Annotated in this window: 19 protein-coding genes and 1 pseudogene; 6 read left to right on the forward strand and 14 right to left on the reverse strand. The window is 52.5% G+C overall.

What is annotated here, in order from left to right; translation table 11 throughout:
• From tuf to fkpA, 9 genes are all read right to left on the reverse strand, one after another.
• A partial coding sequence (gene tuf / locus OGY18_RS17955) for an elongation factor Tu (protein ID WP_286553871.1) occupies window positions 1-1034 on the reverse strand: 1034 nt, incomplete at its 3' end.
• A 69-nt stretch (window positions 1035-1103) separates the two neighbouring features.
• Window positions 1104-3218 (reverse strand): elongation factor G, encoded by a 2115-nt coding sequence (gene fusA, locus OGY18_RS17960; protein WP_003023659.1) that lies wholly within the window; start codon window positions 3216-3218, stop codon window positions 1104-1106.
• Between the two features lie 96 nt (window positions 3219-3314).
• Window positions 3315-3785 carry a 30S ribosomal protein S7 gene (gene rpsG / locus OGY18_RS17965; protein WP_003023657.1) on the reverse strand — a complete coding sequence of 157 codons (471 nt, stop codon included), beginning with the start codon at window positions 3783-3785 and terminating at the stop codon, window positions 3315-3317.
• A gap of 95 nt (window positions 3786-3880) precedes the next feature.
• Window positions 3881-4255, reverse strand: a complete 375-nt coding sequence (rpsL, locus tag OGY18_RS17970) for a 30S ribosomal protein S12 (RefSeq protein ID WP_003023654.1) — start codon at window positions 4253-4255, stop codon at window positions 3881-3883.
• A 125-nt stretch (window positions 4256-4380) separates the two neighbouring features.
• Window positions 4381-4668 (reverse strand): sulfurtransferase complex subunit TusB, encoded by a 288-nt coding sequence (tusB, locus tag OGY18_RS17975; protein ID WP_286553877.1) that lies wholly within the window; start codon window positions 4666-4668, stop codon window positions 4381-4383.
• A 7-nt stretch (window positions 4669-4675) separates the two neighbouring features.
• Entirely contained in the window at window positions 4676-5035 is a 360-nt protein-coding gene (gene tusC / locus OGY18_RS17980) for a sulfurtransferase complex subunit TusC (RefSeq protein WP_003827771.1), read from the reverse strand.
• Window positions 5035-5421, reverse strand: a complete 387-nt coding sequence (gene tusD / locus OGY18_RS17985; RefSeq protein WP_003827770.1) for a sulfurtransferase complex subunit TusD — start codon at window positions 5419-5421, stop codon at window positions 5035-5037. The genes tusC and tusD overlap by 1 nt, the downstream gene beginning before the upstream one ends.
• Window positions 5421-6143, reverse strand: a complete 723-nt coding sequence (locus OGY18_RS17990) for a helix-turn-helix transcriptional regulator (protein WP_003023643.1) — start codon at window positions 6141-6143, stop codon at window positions 5421-5423. Before OGY18_RS17990 ends, tusD begins: the two co-directional genes overlap by 1 nt.
• Window positions 6144-6310: 167 nt before the next feature.
• Entirely contained in the window at window positions 6311-7129 is an 819-nt protein-coding gene (gene fkpA, locus OGY18_RS17995) for an FKBP-type peptidyl-prolyl cis-trans isomerase (protein WP_003827768.1), read from the reverse strand.
• A 232-nt stretch (window positions 7130-7361) separates the two neighbouring features.
• On the opposite strand from fkpA, the gene OGY18_RS18000 reads away from it, so the two are divergent.
• Entirely contained in the window at window positions 7362-7580 is a 219-nt protein-coding gene (locus tag OGY18_RS18000; RefSeq protein WP_003023639.1) for a protein SlyX, read from the forward strand.
• Window positions 7581-7693: 113 nt separating this feature from the next.
• Here the strand turns inward: OGY18_RS18000 and slyD are convergent, their stop codons facing one another.
• From slyD to kefG, 4 genes are all read right to left on the reverse strand, one after another.
• A complete protein-coding gene (gene slyD, locus OGY18_RS18005; RefSeq protein WP_008786294.1) occupies window positions 7694-8305 on the reverse strand; it encodes a peptidylprolyl isomerase in 612 nt (203 codons plus the stop codon).
• A gap of 94 nt (window positions 8306-8399) precedes the next feature.
• A complete protein-coding gene (locus OGY18_RS18010) occupies window positions 8400-8600 on the reverse strand; it encodes a YheV family putative zinc ribbon protein (protein ID WP_016154768.1) in 201 nt (66 codons plus the stop codon).
• A gap of 9 nt (window positions 8601-8609) precedes the next feature.
• A complete protein-coding gene (gene kefB, locus OGY18_RS18015) occupies window positions 8610-10415 on the reverse strand; it encodes a glutathione-regulated potassium-efflux system protein KefB (RefSeq protein ID WP_003827759.1) in 1806 nt (601 codons plus the stop codon).
• A complete protein-coding gene (gene kefG / locus OGY18_RS18020) occupies window positions 10415-10966 on the reverse strand; it encodes a glutathione-regulated potassium-efflux system ancillary protein KefG (RefSeq protein WP_003023629.1) in 552 nt (183 codons plus the stop codon). Before kefG ends, kefB begins: the two co-directional genes overlap by 1 nt.
• Before the next feature lie 132 nt (window positions 10967-11098).
• Between kefG and OGY18_RS18025 the strand changes: the two genes are divergently transcribed.
• The 4 genes and pseudogenes from OGY18_RS18025 to OGY18_RS18040 all read left to right on the forward strand — a co-directional run bounded on the left by OGY18_RS18025 (window position 11099) and on the right by OGY18_RS18040 (window position 15382).
• On the forward strand, window positions 11099-13000 hold the full coding sequence (locus tag OGY18_RS18025) for an ABC transporter ATP-binding protein (RefSeq protein WP_286553878.1): 1902 nt from the start codon (window positions 11099-11101) through the stop codon (window positions 12998-13000).
• A 175-nt stretch (window positions 13001-13175) separates the two neighbouring features.
• A pseudogene (locus OGY18_RS18030) lies at window positions 13176-14244 on the forward strand (hydrolase).
• Window positions 14241-14459, forward strand: a complete 219-nt coding sequence (locus OGY18_RS18035; protein WP_003023615.1) for a YheU family protein — start codon at window positions 14241-14243, stop codon at window positions 14457-14459. The pseudogene OGY18_RS18030 and the gene OGY18_RS18035 overlap by 4 nt, the downstream one beginning before the upstream one ends.
• Window positions 14460-14512: 53 nt before the next feature.
• A complete protein-coding gene (locus OGY18_RS18040; protein WP_003827751.1) occupies window positions 14513-15382 on the forward strand; it encodes a phosphoribulokinase in 870 nt (289 codons plus the stop codon).
• A 93-nt stretch (window positions 15383-15475) separates the two neighbouring features.
• Here OGY18_RS18040 and OGY18_RS18045 read toward each other — a convergent pair whose 3' ends face one another.
• On the reverse strand, window positions 15476-15883 hold the full coding sequence (locus OGY18_RS18045) for an OsmC family protein (RefSeq protein ID WP_003827750.1): 408 nt from the start codon (window positions 15881-15883) through the stop codon (window positions 15476-15478).
• A gap of 308 nt (window positions 15884-16191) precedes the next feature.
• Here OGY18_RS18045 and crp point away from each other — a divergent pair, with 308 nt between their 5' ends.
• On the forward strand, window positions 16192-16824 hold the full coding sequence (crp, locus tag OGY18_RS18050; RefSeq protein WP_000242758.1) for a cAMP-activated global transcriptional regulator CRP: 633 nt from the start codon (window positions 16192-16194) through the stop codon (window positions 16822-16824).
• Window positions 16825-16836 lie beyond the last annotated feature (12 nt).

A 16836-nucleotide genomic window follows, 5' to 3' on the forward strand; every position in this document is an offset into this window, starting at 1 on the left:
GGCAGTTCGATGGTACCAGTCACGTCAGTAGTACGGAAGTAGAACTGCGGACGGTAGCCTTTGAAGAACGGAGTATGACGGCCGCCTTCGTCTTTGGACAGAATGTACACTTCAGATTCGAACTTGGTGTGCGGCTTGATAGAGCCCGGCTTAGCCAGTACCTGACCACGTTCGATTTCTTCACGTTTGATACCACGCAGCAGAACACCAACGTTCTCACCAGCACGGCCTTCGTCCAGCAGTTTGCGGAACATTTCAACGCCAGTACAGGTAGACTTAGCAGTCTCTTTGATACCAACGATTTCAACTTCTTCACCAACTTTGATGATACCGCGCTCTACACGACCGGTAACAACGGTACCACGACCGGAGATGGAGAATACGTCTTCGATAGGCAGCAGGAACGGCTTGTCAATCGCACGCTCTGGTTCTGGGATGTAAGAATCCAGGAAGCCAGCCAGTTCGATGATTTTCGCTTCCCACTCTGCTTCGCCTTCCAGCGCTTTCAGAGCAGAACCACGAACGATCGGAGTGTCGTCGCCCGGGAAATCGTACTGAGACAGAAGTTCACGAACTTCCATTTCTACCAGTTCCAGCAGCTCTTCGTCATCAACCATGTCGCATTTATTCAGGAACACGATGATGTACGGAACACCTACCTGACGACCCAGCAGGATGTGCTCACGAGTCTGCGGCATCGGGCCGTCAGTCGCAGCAACAACCAGGATCGCGCCGTCCATCTGCGCAGCACCGGTGATCATGTTTTTAACATAGTCGGCGTGGCCCGGGCAGTCTACGTGTGCGTAGTGGCGAGTCGGGGTGTCATATTCAACGTGAGAAGTGTTGATGGTGATACCACGAGCTTTTTCTTCCGGCGCGTTATCGATCTGGTCGAATGCACGAGCAGCACCGCCGTAGGTTTTAGCCAGTACGGTAGTGATTGCAGCGGTCAGGGTAGTTTTACCGTGGTCAACGTGGCCGATGGTGCCGACGTTAACGTGCGGTTTTGTACGTTCAAATTTTTCTTTAGACACGGCTATATTCCTTACTATAGTGCTCTCCCCTATGGAGAGAGCACGGGACTTAGGTTTTAATCCTGTGGATTATTTACCACGGGCTTCAATAACGGCCTGAGCAACGTTGTTCGGCGCATCGTCGTACTTCAGGAACTCCATGGAGTAAGAAGCACGGCCTTTGGTCAGAGAACGCAGCTGGGTTGCATATCCGAACATTTCAGACAGCGGAACTTCAGCATGGATAACAACGCCAGTGACGTTGGATTCCTGACCACGAAGCATACCACGACGGCGGCTCAAGTCACCGATTACGTCACCGGTGTTCTCTTCCGGAGTCTCTACTTCAACCTTCATGATAGGCTCAAGCAGAACTGGTTTCGCTTTCTTAAAGCCATCTTTGAAGGCGATAGAAGCGGCCAGTTTAAACGCCAGCTCAGAGGAGTCAACGTCATGGTAAGAACCGAAGTGCAGACGCACGCCCAGATCAACAACCGGGTAACCAGCCAGCGGGCCAGATTTCAGCTGTTCCTGGATGCCTTTATCAACGGCCGGGATGTATTCGCCAGGAATTACACCACCTTTGATGTCGTTGATGAACTCGTAGCCTTTCGGGTTTGAACCCGGCTCCAGCGGGTACATGTCGATAACAACATGACCGTACTGACCGCGACCACCAGACTGCTTAGCGTGTTTACCTTCGATATCGGTAACTTTCGCGCGAATCGCTTCACGGTAAGCAACCTGAGGTTTACCGACGTTCGCTTCAACGTTGAATTCACGCTTCATACGGTCAACGATGATGTCGAGGTGCAGCTCACCCATACCAGCGATAATGGTCTGGTTAGATTCTTCGTCAGTCCATACGCGGAATGACGGGTCTTCTTTCGCCAGACGGCCCAGAGCCAGACCCATTTTTTCCTGGTCAGCTTTGGTTTTCGGTTCTACCGCGATGGAAATTACCGGCTCAGGGAATTCCATACGTTCCAGAATGATCGGGTGATCCGGGTCACACAGAGTGTCACCAGTGGTCACGTCTTTCAGACCGATTGCAGCAGCGATATCGCCCGCGCGAACTTCTTTGATCTCTTCACGTTTGTTAGCGTGCATCTGTACGATACGGCCGAAACGTTCACGTGCAGTTTTCACGGAGTTCAGGATGGTGTCACCGGAGTTAACCACACCAGAGTACACACGGAAGAAGGTCAGGTTACCCACGAACGGGTCGGTAGCGATTTTGAATGCCAGAGCAGCAAACGGCTCGTCATCGCTAGCATGACGCTCAGCAGGAGTATCTTTACCGTCGTCCAGAATACCGTTGATCGCAGGTACGTCTACTGGGGATGGCAGGTAATCAATTACCGCATCCAGCATCGCCTGAACACCTTTGTTCTTGAACGCAGAACCACAGGTTACCAGGATGATTTCGTTGTTCAGAACGCGCTGACGCAGAGCTTTTTTGATCTCTTCTTCAGTCAGTTCTTCACCACCCAGGTATTTCTCCATCAGCTCTTCTGAAGCTTCTGCAGCGGACTCGATCAGGTTCTGGTGCCATTCTTCAGCCAGTTCCTGCATGTCAGCCGGGATATCTTCATAAGTGAAGGTTACACCTGCATCTTCTTCGTTCCAGTTGATGGCTTTCATTTTCACCAGGTCAACAACACCGGTGAACGCTTCTTCAGCGCCAATTGCCAGCTGCAGCGGAACAGGGTTCGCGCCCAGACGGGTTTTGATCTGACCAACAACTTTCAGGAAGTTCGCACCCATACGGTCCATTTTGTTAACGAACGCAATGCGCGGAACTTTATATTTGTTTGCCTGACGCCATACGGTTTCAGACTGAGGCTGAACACCACCAACTGCGCAGTAAACCATTACTGCACCATCAAGCACACGCATGGAACGTTCTACTTCGATAGTGAAGTCAACGTGCCCCGGGGTGTCGATGATGTTTACGCGATGCGGTTCATACTGCTTAGCCATACCAGACCAGAATGCAGTAGTCGCTGCGGAGGTGATAGTAATACCACGTTCCTGCTCCTGCTCCATCCAGTCCATGGTGGCTGCGCCGTCATGAACTTCACCGATTTTATGGTTTACACCGGTGTAGAACAGAATACGTTCGGTAGTAGTGGTTTTACCGGCGTCGATGTGCGCACTGATACCGATGTTACGGTAGCGCGCGATGGGTGTTGTACGAGCCATTTGATTCCTCGTTTATCTTTTAGGCGTTCAATTTAAGTAGCCCAAAGCGGGCTGCTTACTAGAAGCGCCCGCCTGGTGACTAAAACTCCGAAGGGATTACCAACGGTAGTGTGCGAACGCCTTGTTGGCTTCTGCCATACGGTGAACGTCTTCACGTTTCTTAACTGCAGTACCTTTGTTTTCTGCAGCATCAGAAAGTTCGTTCGCCAGGCGCAGAGCCATGGATTTATCACCGCGTTTACGAGCAGCTTCAACGATCCAACGCATTGCCAGAGCATTACGACGGACCGGACGGACTTCAACTGGTACCTGATAAGTAGAACCACCAACGCGGCGAGACTTAACTTCGACAGTCGGGCGCACGTTTTCGAGAGCTACTTCGAAAGCTTCCAGTTCGTTTTTACCAGAACGCTGAGCCAGGGTCTCCAGCGCGCTGTATACGATAGTTTCGGCAGTAGATTTTTTACCATCTACCATCAGGATATTTACAAATTTAGCCAGCAGTTCTGATCCGAACTTCGGATCCGGCAGAATTTTACGCTGACCAATGACGCGACGACGTGGCATGGAAATACTCCGTTGTTAATTCAGGATTGTCCAAAACTCTAAGAGTTTAGTTTGACATTAATATAAAACGTTTGGCCTTACTTAACGGAGAACCATTAAGCCTTAGGACGTTTCACGCCATACTTGGAGCGTGATTGCTTACGGTCTTTAACGCCGGAGCAGTCAAGCGCACCACGAACGGTGTGGTAACGAACACCCGGGAGGTCTTTTACACGACCGCCACGGATCAGGATCACGGAGTGCTCCTGCAGGTTGTGACCTTCACCACCGATGTAGGAAGTCACTTCAAAACCGTTAGTCAGACGAACACGGCAAACTTTACGCAGTGCGGAGTTCGGTTTTTTAGGAGTGGTAGTATATACACGAGTACATACGCCACGTTTCTGCGGGCATGCTTCCAGCGCAGGCACGTTGCTTTTTGCAACTTTGCGTGCACGTGGTTTGCGTACCAGCTGGTTAACTGTTGCCATTAAATAGCTCCTGGTTTTAGCTTTTGCTTCGTAAACACGTAATAAAACGACCTCATACAATATGAGGACGCAGAATTTTAGGTCGGTGTCGAAAAGGTGTCAAGAAATATACAACGATCCCACAATTACCAGGACATCTGGCTGGGATGCTTCACCGTAAGTCTGACGAAGTCAGTATAGCTAACCCTGACGACACTGTCTGAAATTTGACCACTCAACCCGCGGGCCTTAATGTCTTCTTCCAGTACATAGACCTTAATGGAGGCATTTTGCAGATTTTCAAGGAAACGGCTGCCTTCAATTGCCGCCGTCACACCATCCTGGAGCAATAAAAGTTCATCGTCTTTATCTATCAGGCGAAGAAGAGAGGAGAAATCGGTAAGCCACGCGGAGCGATGTAGTGTGTGCAGCATGAGAGTCTCAAAACCTTAAAATGACGTCAAAGTTGCCTAACTCACGGCGTAAATCTTCCGGTTCAAGCGCTGTCGCATCGACCACAAAATTAACCCCCTGCTGAAGGCCCCGCTCGCGTAATGAAGCGGCGCACAGCCAACATTGATCGATATCGTACAACCCTAACAGCTTGAAGGTTGCGATATAGTCTCGCGCCAGCACGGCATCCGGTTGTTGTCCCTGGAGGATTTGAAAGACGCCATCGCCGATAAAAAACACGCCGAGGTCTTCCGTTAATGCAGATGTCGCCAGCAATGCATCTAATCCTTCACGGCCTGATGCGCTGCCGTGCGGTACGGTAGAAAAAACAAAAGCAACACGTTTCATCAGAACTGCACCACGCGATCGCAGGTCAGGGATGCCTCAGCCAGCGATCCAAGCCCGCTGAGGTTAAAACCTGGTTGTAAATTAGCCCCTGCCAGCCCCAGCCGCTTTGCCTCAGTTTCATCAACAACGCCGCGACGCAACGCCGCCGCCACGCAGATATTCAGCGTTACACCATGCTGTTGGTTCAGCTGTTGCCAGGCCCGCACCAGATCATATTCATCACTGGCGGGTGAAGTCAGGAAATTGGCGTTATATACACCTTCACGATAGAAAAAGACGCTGCATAACTCATGCCCTTCTTCGAGAAGCGCATGAGCAAATTGCAACGCGCTACTCGCCTGCTGCGTGCCATAAGCAGGCCCTGTCACCATGATGGCAAAACGCATTACTTGTCTTGCCCCTGGAAATCGCCGCTTTTGAACTGACGAATATAGAGGTAGACCGTATGTTTGGAGATGTTCAGCCGATCGGCGACCTGGTTGATGGCATCTTTAATATCGAAGATGCCTTTCTCATACAAATTCAGGACGATCTGGCGGTTCTTCGCGTTGTTGGAAACATTGCGATCGGCATTCACTTCTTCGATCGTGAATTCCAGCGTCTGGGTAACCAGATCTTCCACCGAAGAAGCGAAGTTGACGGCAGAGCCCACTTCCGGGGTTTCCGGTGGGATAAAGGTATTCATTATCTGCGAGAAAGGAACATCAAGGTTCATGTTGATGCACAGCAGACCAATCACGCGATGCTCACGGTTGCGAATGGCAATCGTCACCGACTTCATCAAGACACCGCTTTTCGCACGTGTGAAGTAACACTTCGACACGCTGCTATCCGCACCCGTCATATCATGCAGCATACGCAACGCAAGGTCGGTAATCGGTGAGCCAATTTTACGGCCCGTGTGTTCACCGTTAGCAATGCGGATGGCCGAGCATTTCAAATCCTGCAAAGAGTGCAATACGATTTCACAATGGGAACCAATGAGCATCGCCAACCCGTCCACTACCGCTTCGTAGGATTTGAGGATATCGAAGTCGGTTTGATCGAAAGGACGTTGATCCAGCAAATCTAGCTCACTGGTTTCGTTGGTTAAAAGCGACCTGGACATGAAAAAAAGCACTCCTTTTCAGGAGCCTGTCGTTATGTTGTCAGGGCAGGCTCATCACTATTATAGGGGCATCTAAAGTAATACAGCGCACAAGGCGCTTTCCAGTATTAATTATATCCTGTCGATAATAAAAAACCGCCGCCCTGTGGGCGGCGGTTTCTGTTAGCTTATTTTTTGCTGCTGTCTGCAGCTTTATCTGCCGGTGCAGCATCTGGCTGCGCGTCAGCTTTCGGTGCCGGTTTGATGTCTAACAGTTCAACATCAAAGACCAGCGTAGAGTTGGCCGGAATACCCGGGACGCCGGTTTTGCCGTAAGCCAGATCCGGTGGGATAACCAGCTGGATTTTGCCGCCTTTCTTGATGTTTTTCAGGCCTTCAGTCCAACCAGGGATTACACCGTCAAGACGGAAAGACAGCGGCTCACCACGGGTGTAGGAGTTATCAAACTCTTTACCATCGATCAGCGTACCTTTGTAGTTGACTACCACGGTATCGCTGTCTTTCGGTGCAGCGCCAGTACCTTCTTTCTCTACTTTGTAGACCAGGCCAGTAGAAGAGGTTTTAACGCCTTTCTCTTTAGCAAATTTCTCGCGGTAAACTTTACCTTTGGCTTCGTTGTCAGCCGCGTCTTTTTCCATTTTCGCCTGAGCGGAGCTCTTCACGCGCGCTTCAAACGCCTGCAGAGTTTGTTCGATTTCCTGGTCAGACAGTTTGCTCTTGTCTGCAAACGCATCCTGAACACCAGCGATCAGCTGATCTTTATCCAGTTTGATGCCCAGTTTTTCCTGCTCTTTCAGAGAGTTTTCCATATAACGACCCAGGGACGCGCCCAGCGCGTAAGCGGCTTTTTGGTCGTCATTCTTGAATGCTGCTTTGCTGTCAGCAGTAGCGGCTGGTTTCGCAGCATCAGCAGCGAAGGTGATCGGGGCATGCAGAGCAACAGCCATTGTGGTCGCCAGCAGCGTTACTTTAAACAGTGATTTCATCCATATCTCCAGGGCCGGGGCATCTCACCCCAGGGTTAGCTAACATAAAAATGTACTATAAAGCGTTGCAGAACAAATCAACATACAGGCACGCCCTATTATCACCACTTTTCAGACTCTTTTTGTTTAAATTAGTTTCGTTACCGAAGATTGAGTGCTGTGCAAACAGGCAAAGTTAAGTAGAATTCGCCGCAGTCCGCGATCTGCCGGAGAAAAAAGAAAGAGGTGAATCATGCAGGATACAACAATGGAAACTCGCCTGGCTGAACTGGAAAGTCGCCTGGCATTTCAGGAGATCACCATTGAAGAGCTCAACGTGACGGTGACCGCGCATGAACTGGAAATGGCCAAACTGCGCGACCATCTGCGTCTGCTGACGGAAAAGCTCAAAGCAACGCAGCCGTCCCACATTGCGTCGCAGTCTGAAGAGACCCCGCCGCCACATTATTGAGACGTAAAAAAAGCGGGGATATCCCCGCTTTTTTGTGCCGGATGACGACGGAAACGTCTTATCCGGCCTACGGTAGGCCTGATAAGCGTAGCGCCATCAGGCAATCATACCGATCAGTGGCAACCGCAGCCGCCGCCGTTACCTTTACCGCCACCGCCGCAGCAGCCTTCGCCGCCGTGCTCGTGACCATGGTCGTGACCGTGGCCGTGACCACCGCAGCAACCGTCATGACCGTGGTCATGATCGTGGTCGTGACCGTGCGCACCGTGAACGTGGCCGTGAGCCAGTTCTTCTTCGGTCGCTTCGCGGATAGCAACAACTTCTACGTTGAATTTCAGATTCTGGCCAGCCAGCATGTGGTTACCGTCAACCACAACGTGGTCGTCTTCCACTTCGGTAATTTCTACCGGTACTGGACCCTGGTCAGTTTCAGCCAGGAAACGCATGCCAACCTGCAGTTCGTCAACGCCCATGAAGACGTCTTTAGGAACGCGCTGCACCAGGTTTTCGTCGTACTGACCGTATGCGTCGTTTGCGCCAACAGCAACATCGAATTTGTCGCCAACTTCATGACCGTCCAGCGCTGTTTCCAGGCCAGAAATCAGGGAACCGTGACCATGCAGGTAGTCCAGCGGTGCACTCACCGGAGACTCATCAACCAACACACCGTCTTCTGTACGTACCTGATAGGCCAGGCTGACCACCAGGTCCTTTGCTACTTTCATGATATCTCCTGAGCATGGAAAGAATAGTGGCGCAGATTGTAGCGGAATTCTGCACCCGTGTACCCTCTAGCTTAAAAAAAGCTGCGCCATATCGCTAGTCCGGATGAAAAATCCCGATCACTTGCTCTTCTTTGCGAACGTGCTCGCGCGCCTCTTTATCCGCTTCCCGCATCTGATGACCGCACTTAACACACTCAACAATATCGATATTATTTTCGCGCCACATCGCCAGCGTATCCTGCGCCTGGCAGGACGGACATTTTGCACCTGCGATAAAACGTTTACGAATTGCCATGGTTATCCTCTACTCAAATTCATCCCAGCCATCCAACTGACGTCGCTCTTGCTGCATCTCTCGTTGGAAAATTTCCTCCAGCTCGCGTCGGGCTTCCCTGGCTCGAGAGATTTGTACCGTATCTGTATGCATGGGGATCAGTTCCCGCAGCATGCGCATATCCAGCCGCCGAAAATGCAGCTGAGCGCGCTGAGCCTGGTGCGGATGCATTCCCAGTGTAACCAGCGTTTTACGCCCCAACTCCAGCGCACTGGAGAACGTTTCGCGGGAAAACTGCGTCACACCAGCCTGTAATAACTCATGTGCCTCTACACGTCCGCGCGCTCGCGCAAGAATATGCAAATGCGGAAAATACTGTTGGCACAGTTCCACCAGTTTCATGGTGTCTTCAGGCTCATTACACGTAATAACAATAGATTGCGCCGCCTCTGCCCCTGCGGAGCGCAACAGTTCCACCTGCGTGGCATCACCGTAATAAACCTTATAGCCATATTTACGCATCAGATTCACCGCGCTGATATCCCGCTCCAGAACGGTAATGCGCATTTTATTGGCCATCAACAGGCGACCAATAACCTGACCAAAACGCCCAAACCCCACCACAATCACCTGCGGTTTATCATCTTCCACCCAGGGTTTTTCATCTTCCTCATCCGTGCCGTTAAACTGGCGGGAGAGCCATTTATCAATCAGCTTCATCACCAGAGGTGTGGTCATCATCGACAGCGTGACGGTCACCAGCAGCAACGCCATTTGGTCGCCCTGAAACAGCCGTTGCGAGGATGCCGTTGAAAACAGCACGAAAGCGAATTCACCACCCTGACTTAAAACCCCGGCAAATTGCATCCGTTCAGAGCTTCTCATGCCGTTAAGACGCGCCAGCACATACAGCACCAGCATTTTTACGACCACCAGCACTATCACGCTCGCTGCCACCCACAGAATATGGGTGTAGAGCACGCCGAGGTTGAGCGACATGCCAACGGAGATAAAAAACAGCCCGAGCAACAGGCCTTTAAACGGATCGATTGCCGTTTCCAGCTCATGTCGGTATTCGCTTTCCGCCAGCAGCACGCCCGCGATAAACGTTCCCAGCGCCATTGACAGCCCCAGCGCATCCATAAATAGAGCAGAACCCAGCACCAACAGCAGCGTGGCAGCGGTGAACACTTCCCGCACGCCAGAATCCGCAATAAAGCGGAAAACCGGTCGCAGCAAATAGCGACCGCCAATCAGCATGCCGGCAAAGGCCAGCACCTTCATTCCCACTTTGATCCAGTCAAAATGTTCGTCAGCAGAACCCGCCAGCAGCGGAACCAGTGCCAGCGCGGGGATCACCGCCAGATCCTGAAACAGCAGTACCGAAAAACCCAGTTGTCCGGATTCACTGCGGTTCATGCCTTTTTCGCGCATCAACTGTAGCGCCATAGCGGTCGATGACATCGCCAGACCAATGCCGCCAACCACTGCCGCCTGCCAGGAGAACGCAGTGAGCATCAATAATCCGGCCAGCACCACCGCGCTCAGCATCACCTGCGCGGCACCGACGCCAAAAATTGAACGCCGCAGTTGCCACAGTTTGGCGGGATTAAGTTCCAGCCCAATGATGAACATCAGAAAGACTACGCCCAGCTCGGAGAAGTGCAGAATTTCATCCACATCGCTGATGAATCCTAATCCCCACGGGCCGATAGCAATACCCGCCAGCAAGTAACCCAGCACAGGACCGATACCCAGCTTTGAGGCCAGGGGAACTGCAGCCACCGCCGCGAAGAGGAACAACACTCCCGCTGTCAATAAATCAGAACCTTCCATTAGCGGCCTCCCACAGGGATTGGATTCGCCAGCCAGTCACCATACGCTTTCGCATGGCTGTCCAGCTCCTGCTTCGTTTGCCGTCTGGCCCAGTAAACGATAATTGGGCTCATCCAGTGCATGCGGCACATACCGGCCGTTAGCTCGAAAGGACGCAGCACATCGCTCATTGGATAACGGTTTAGCGCGTCATAGCGGTAGGCACTTTCCGGTTCTCCGGTAGTGATAACGCTACGCCAGTACTTTCCCGCCAGTTGATTCCCTCCGGGACCGCTGGCAAATCCGCGGCTCAGTACGCGGTCAAGCCATTCCTTTAACAGCGCCGGACAGCTATAGGTATAGAGTGGGTGCTGAAAAACAATCACATCATGCTCACGCAGCAGCGCCTGTTCATGCGGAATATCGATAAAAAAATCAGGATAGTGCGCGTAAAGGTCGTGCACGGTAACATTGCTGAGCTGCATGGCCGGTTTAAGCAGAACACGATTCGCGACCGAGTCCTGAGATTCCGGATGGGCATACAGCAGCAAGACTTTCGCTGGCTGGAACATCATCCCCCTCCCGGTTTTGTCTTTTGTCTATTTTCGACGTTTTGGGCTACCATTGCGCCTCGGTGCGGCAAACGGCCCGCACATTACATTATCATAATGATAAATTAACATAGTCTGAACATACGGCGCCTTATGATTGTTTTCTCATCGTTACAAATTCGTCGCGGCGTGCGCGTCTTGCTGGACAATGCCACGGCCACCATTAATCCAGGGCAGAAGGTTGGCCTGGTGGGTAAAAATGGCTGCGGTAAATCTACCCTGCTGGCATTGCTGAAAAATGAACTCAGCGCCGACGCTGGAGGATTTACCTATCCGGGAAACTGGCAGCTCGCGTGGGTGAATCAGGAAACGCCTGCGTTGCCACAGCCCGCGCTGGAGTACGTCATTGACGGCGACCGCGAGTATCGTCAACTGGAAGCGCAGTTGAACGACGCTAACGAACGTAACGATGGACATGCCATTGCCACTGTCCATGGCAAGCTGGATGCCATCGACGCCTGGACTGTGCGCTCACGCGCCGCCAGCCTGCTGCATGGCCTCGGCTTCTCCAACGAACAGCTTGAGCGCCCGGTCAGCGACTTCTCCGGTGGCTGGCGTATGCGTCTCAACCTGGCCCAGGCGCTGATTTGCCGTTCAGACCTACTGCTGCTCGATGAACCCACCAACCACCTCGATCTCGACGCGGTGATCTGGCTGGAAAGATGGCTGAAAAGCTATCAGGGTACGCTGATTTTGATCTCCCACGATCGCGACTTCCTCGATCCGGTGGTAGATAAAATTATCCATATCGAACAGCAAACCATGTTCGAGTACACCGGCAACTACAGCGCGTTTGAAATCCAGCGTGCGACGCGCCTCGCACAGCAACAGGCAATGTACGAAAGCCAGCAGGAGCGCGTGGCGCATCTGCAAAGCTATATCGATCGTTTCCGCGCTAAAGCAACGAAAGCGAAGCAGGCACAGAGCCGTATCAAAATGCTGGAACGCATGGAGCTGATTGCCCCAGCGCACGTGGACAACCCGTTCCACTTCAGCTTCCGTGAGCCGGAAAGCCTGCCAAACCCGCTGCTGAAGATGGAAAAGGTCAGCGCTGGCTACGGCGATCGCGTCATTCTCGATTCGATCAAACTGAATCTGGTGCCGGGTTCCCGCATCGGCCTGCTCGGTCGCAACGGCGCGGGTAAATCGACGCTGATTAAGCTGCTGGCCGGCGAACTGGCCCCCATCAGCGGCGAGATTGGCCTGGCGAAAGGCATCAAGCTGGGCTACTTCGCGCAGCACCAGCTGGAGTTTTTACGCGCCGAAGAATCACCCATTCAGCATCTGGCACGCATGGCACCGCAGGAGTTGGAACAGAAACTGCGTGACTACCTGGGTGGATTCGGCTTCCAGGGCGATAAAGTCAGCGAAGAGACACGCCGCTTCTCCGGTGGCGAAAAAGCGCGTCTGGTGCTGGCGTTGATCGTCTGGCAGCGCCCTAACCTACTGCTGCTCGATGAACCGACCAACCACCTGGACCTGGATATGCGCCAGGCGCTGACCGAAGCGCTGATCGATTTTGAAGGCGCGCTGGTTGTCGTCTCGCACGACCGTCACCTGATCCGCTCCACCACCGACGACCTCTATCTGGTACACGACAAGAAAGTCGAGCCGTTTGATGGCGATCTGGAGGATTATCAGCAGTGGCTGAGCGATGTCCAGAAACAGGAAAACCAGGGCGACGAACCGGCGAAAGAGAGCGTTAACAGCGCCCAGGCGCGTAAAGACCAGAAGCGCCGCGAAGCGGAACTGCGCTCCCTGACGCAGCCGCTGCGTAAAGAGATTACCCGTCTGGAAAAAGAGATGGAGAAACTGCACGCACAGCTGGCGCAGGCGGAAGAAAAACTCGGCGACAGCGAACTGTACGACCAAAGTCGCAAAGCCGAACTTACCGCCTGTTTGCAGCAGCAGGCCAGTGCGAAATCCGGGCTGGAAGAGTGTGAAATGGCCTGGCTGGAGGCTCAGGAGCAGCTTGAGCAAATGCTCGCCGAGTAGTCATGATTGCCGGAGAAGGCGAAGCTGCCATCCGGCGCCAGAGCCGAAAATGCCTGATGAGGACGCTCGCGCGTCTTATCAGGCCTACGTTTCGTTGACGTAGTTGTGACCCAATCTCGCGTAACCTGCTGACTGACTAGCGACAAAATCACATATTGGCTAACCCGCACGCGCTGTGCGCGGTATAGTTACTCTTTCCGATTATTAATTGCTCCGGTGTTATGGTTGAAATCACGTCCACAGAAATGACCCCACCTACCGACGATTCGCGAGAATTCCGCCCGATGCGCGGTATCAGTAACCGCCATCTGCAGACGATGCTGCCGCGTTTAATTCGCCGCAAGGTGAAGTTCGACGCCCACTGGCAGCGTCTGGAATTGCCCGACGGTGATTTCGTCGATCTGGCGTGGAGCGAAGATCCGCAACAGGCGAAACACAAACCGCGCCTGGTGGTTTTTCACGGTCTGGAAGGCAGTCTAAACAGCCCCTACGCACATGGCCTGATTGAAGCAGCACAAAAGCGCGGCTGGCTGGGCGTGGTAATGCATTTTCGCGGCTGCAGCGGCGAACCCAATCGTCTGAACCGCATTTATCACTCGGGCGAAACAGAAGATGGCACCTGGTTTTTACACTGGCTGGAGCGTGAGTTCGGTCGCGTACCGACCGCGGCGGTAGGTTATTCACTCGGTGGAAACATGCTGGCTTGCCTGCTGGCAAAAGAAGGCAACGATATTCCGATAGATGCGGCGGTTATCGTTTCTGCACCTTTCGTGCTCGAAGCCTGTAGCTACCATATGGACAAGGGCTTCTCCCGGGTCTACCAGCGCTACCTGCTCAATCTGTTGAAAGCCAATGCCTCACGTAAGCTTGAAGCTTATCCAGGTTCGCTGCCGGTGAGTCTGGCCCAGTTGAAATCTTTACGCCGCATTCGCGATTTTGACGATCTAATCACCGCCAAAATCCACGGTTTCGCCGATGCTATAGACTATTACCGCCAGTGCAGCGCCATGCCGTTGCTCAATCGGATCGCCAAACCAACGCTGATTATCCATGCGAAAGACGATCCGTTTATGGATCATCATGTGATCCCGAAACCGGAAAATCTGCCCTCACAGGTGGAGTACCAGCTTACTGAACGCGGCGGCCACGTTGGATTTATAGGTGGCACGGTGCGCCGTCCTGAGATGTGGCTGGAATCAAGAATCCCGGACTGGCTGACAACGTATCTGGAGGCATCATCATGATTATCCCATGGCAAGATATCTCCCCGGACGCGCTGGACAATTTGATTGAAAGCTTTGTCTTGCGCGAAGGCACCGATTATGGTGAACATGAACGCTCGCTCGAACAAAAAGTCGCCGACGTCAAACGCCAACTACAATCAGGTGAAGCCGTGCTGGTGTGGTCTGAACTGCATGAAACGGTCAACATTATGCCGAGGAAGCAGATTCACGAGTAATCCGTAGCCGCCGGCCGACTTTACTATAATTACAACCATTTCATGGAGTTGTTATGTCTGCCAAACATCCGGTGATTGCGGTAACAGGATCCAGCGGCGCGGGGACCACTACCACCAGCCTCGCGTTTCGTAAAATTTTCGCGCAGTTAAATCTGCGCGCCGCCGAGGTGGAAGGTGACAGTTTTCATCGCTATACCCGTCCGGAAATGGATATGGCGATTCGCAAAGCACGCGATGCCGGGCGGCATATCAGCTATTTTGGCCCCGAAGCTAATGACTTCGGCTTGCTGGAACAAACCTTCATCGAATACGGTCAGACGGGCAAAGGCCAGTCGCGAAAATATCTGCACACTTACGATGAGGCCGTACCATGGAACCAGGTTCCGGGGACATTCACGCCCTGGCAGCCGCTGCCTGAACCGACGGATGTACTGTTCTACGAAGGGCTGCACGGTGGTGTCGTCACCCCGCAGCAAAACGTGGCCCGGCATGTCGATCTGCTGGTTGGCGTGGTACCTATCGTAAACCTGGAATGGATCCAGAAGCTGACTCGCGATACCAGCGAGCGTGGCCATTCGCGTGAAGCGGTGATGGACTCGGTGGTGCGCTCAATGGACGATTACATCAATTACATCACGCCGCAGTTTTCCCGGACGCATATTAACTTCCAGCGCGTACCGACCGTCGATACCTCTAATCCCTTTGCCGCTAAGAGTATTCCGTCACTGGATGAAAGCTTTGTCGTGATTCATTTTCGTAACCTGGAAGGGATCGACTTCCCGTGGTTACTGGCCATGCTGCAGGGCTCATTCATTTCCCATATCAATACGTTAGTCGTACCTGGCGGCAAAATGGGTCTGGCGATGGAATTGATTATGCTGCCGCTGGTACAGCGACTGATGGAAGGTAAGAAGATCGAGTGATTTGGTCTTTTGCCGGATGGCGGCTGATGCCTTATCCGGCCTACGCGTTTATATCCTGTAGGCCTGATAAGTGAAACGCCATCAGGCATGGCATCACGCAGCAGCAACCACTTCATAGGAATGGGTAATATTCACTGCCTTTTCCAGCATCAACGCTACGGAGCAGTATTTTTCCGCTGAAAGATCGACGGCGCGGGAGACAGACGCATCTTTCAGATCGTTACCCGTTACGATGAAATGCAGGTTGATGTGGGTAAACAGGCGCGGCGCTTCATCACGACGCTCTGAAGTCAGTTTCACTTCGCAGTTGGTCACATCCTGACGACCCTTTTGCAGGATCGATACCACATCAATCGCGCTACAACCGCCAGCAGCCATTAATACCATTTCCATCGGGCTCGGCGCTTTATCACCGGAGTTACCGTCCATCAAAATTTGGTGACCAGAGGCGGACTCACCGAGGAAGGTTAACCCCTCAACCCACTTTACACGCGCTTGCATATTTCGTAACTCCAATGTTTCAATTTTCCTGACAGATTACGCGCACATAACAATTCTCGCAACGGAAGGCGACCTGCGTCATGCTGAAGCGAGACACCAGGAGACACACGGCGAAAGCTATGCTAAAACAGACGGGATGCTACAGTAATACATTGACGTACTGCATGTATGCAGAGGACATCACATTACAGGCTGCAGTATATTTTTGACAGCCCCTTTCCCAGGTAGCGGGAAGCATATTTTTGCAAACCCAGAGGCAGCGTCGTTTTCTGGCTCTGGAGACAGCTTATAACAGAGGATAACCGCGCATGGTGCTTGGCAAACCGCAAACAGACCCGACTCTCGAATGGTTCTTGTCTCATTGCCATATTCATAAGTACCCATCGAAGAGCACGCTGATTCACCAGGGTGAAAAAGCGGAAACGTTGTATTACATCGTTAAAGGCTCCGTGGCAGTGCTGATCAAAGATGAAGAAGGGAAAGAAATGATCCTTTCTTATCTGAATCAGGGCGATTTTATTGGTGAATTAGGCCTCTTCGAAGAAGGTCAGGAACGTAGCGCCTGGGTACGTGCCAAAACCGCATGTGAAGTCGCTGAAATTTCCTACAAAAAATTTCGCCAATTAATCCAGGTCAACCCGGATATTCTGATGCGCCTGTCTTCTCAGATGGCTCGTCGTCTGCAGGTCACGTCTGAAAAAGTGGGCAACCTTGCCTTCCTCGACGTAACCGGTCGTATCGCGCAGACTCTGCTGAATCTGGCGAAACAGCCTGATGCGATGACCCACCCGGACGGCATGCAGATTAAAATCACCCGTCAGGAAATCGGCCAGATCGTTGGCTGCTCCCGTGAGACCGTCGGTCGTATTCTGAAGATGCTGGAAGATCAGAACCTGATCTCCGCACACGGTAAGACCATCGTCGTCTACGGCACGCGTTAACCCCATCGAAGT

It is taken from the genome of Citrobacter sp. Cpo142 (genome assembly GCF_030332425.1).
Lineage (GTDB): Bacteria > Pseudomonadota > Gammaproteobacteria > Enterobacterales > Enterobacteriaceae > Citrobacter > Citrobacter portucalensis.

Bases quoted from the DNA above. Each gene is read 5' to 3' on its own strand.
- tusD (WP_003827770.1), bottom strand. From the start codon at position 5,421: ATGCGTTTTGCCATCATGGTGACAGGGCCTGCTTATGGCACGCAGCAG.
- fkpA (WP_003827768.1), bottom strand. From the start codon at position 7,129: ATGAAATCACTGTTTAAAGTAACGCTGCTGGCGACCACAATGGCTGTT.
- OGY18_RS18000 (WP_003023639.1), top strand. From the start codon at position 7,362: ATGCAGGATACAACAATGGAAACTCGCCTGGCTGAACTGGAAAGTCGC.
- kefG (WP_003023629.1), bottom strand. From the start codon at position 10,966: ATGTTCCAGCCAGCGAAAGTCTTGCTGCTGTATGCCCATCCGGAATCT.
- kefB (WP_003827759.1), bottom strand. From the start codon at position 10,415: ATGGAAGGTTCTGATTTATTGACAGCGGGAGTGTTGTTCCTCTTCGCG.
- rpsL (WP_003023654.1), bottom strand. From the start codon at position 4,255: ATGGCAACAGTTAACCAGCTGGTACGCAAACCACGTGCACGCAAAGTT.
- OGY18_RS17990 (WP_003023643.1), bottom strand. From the start codon at position 6,143: ATGTCCAGGTCGCTTTTAACCAACGAAACCAGTGAGCTAGATTTGCTG.
- OGY18_RS18045 (WP_003827750.1), bottom strand. From the start codon at position 15,883: ATGCAAGCGCGTGTAAAGTGGGTTGAGGGGTTAACCTTCCTCGGTGAG.
- tusB (WP_286553877.1), bottom strand. From the start codon at position 4,668: ATGCTGCACACACTACATCGCTCCGCGTGGCTTACCGATTTCTCCTCT.
- OGY18_RS18025 (WP_286553878.1), top strand. From the start codon at position 11,099: ATGATTGTTTTCTCATCGTTACAAATTCGTCGCGGCGTGCGCGTCTTG.
- OGY18_RS18035 (WP_003023615.1), top strand. From the start codon at position 14,241: ATGATTATCCCATGGCAAGATATCTCCCCGGACGCGCTGGACAATTTG.
- OGY18_RS18010 (WP_016154768.1), bottom strand. From the start codon at position 8,600: ATGGCAATTCGTAAACGTTTTATCGCAGGTGCAAAATGTCCGTCCTGC.
- crp (WP_000242758.1), top strand. From the start codon at position 16,192: ATGGTGCTTGGCAAACCGCAAACAGACCCGACTCTCGAATGGTTCTTG.
- tusC (WP_003827771.1), bottom strand. From the start codon at position 5,035: ATGAAACGTGTTGCTTTTGTTTTTTCTACCGTACCGCACGGCAGCGCA.
- rpsG (WP_003023657.1), bottom strand. From the start codon at position 3,785: ATGCCACGTCGTCGCGTCATTGGTCAGCGTAAAATTCTGCCGGATCCG.
- fusA (WP_003023659.1), bottom strand. From the start codon at position 3,218: ATGGCTCGTACAACACCCATCGCGCGCTACCGTAACATCGGTATCAGT.
- OGY18_RS18040 (WP_003827751.1), top strand. From the start codon at position 14,513: ATGTCTGCCAAACATCCGGTGATTGCGGTAACAGGATCCAGCGGCGCG.
- slyD (WP_008786294.1), bottom strand. From the start codon at position 8,305: ATGAAAGTAGCAAAGGACCTGGTGGTCAGCCTGGCCTATCAGGTACGT.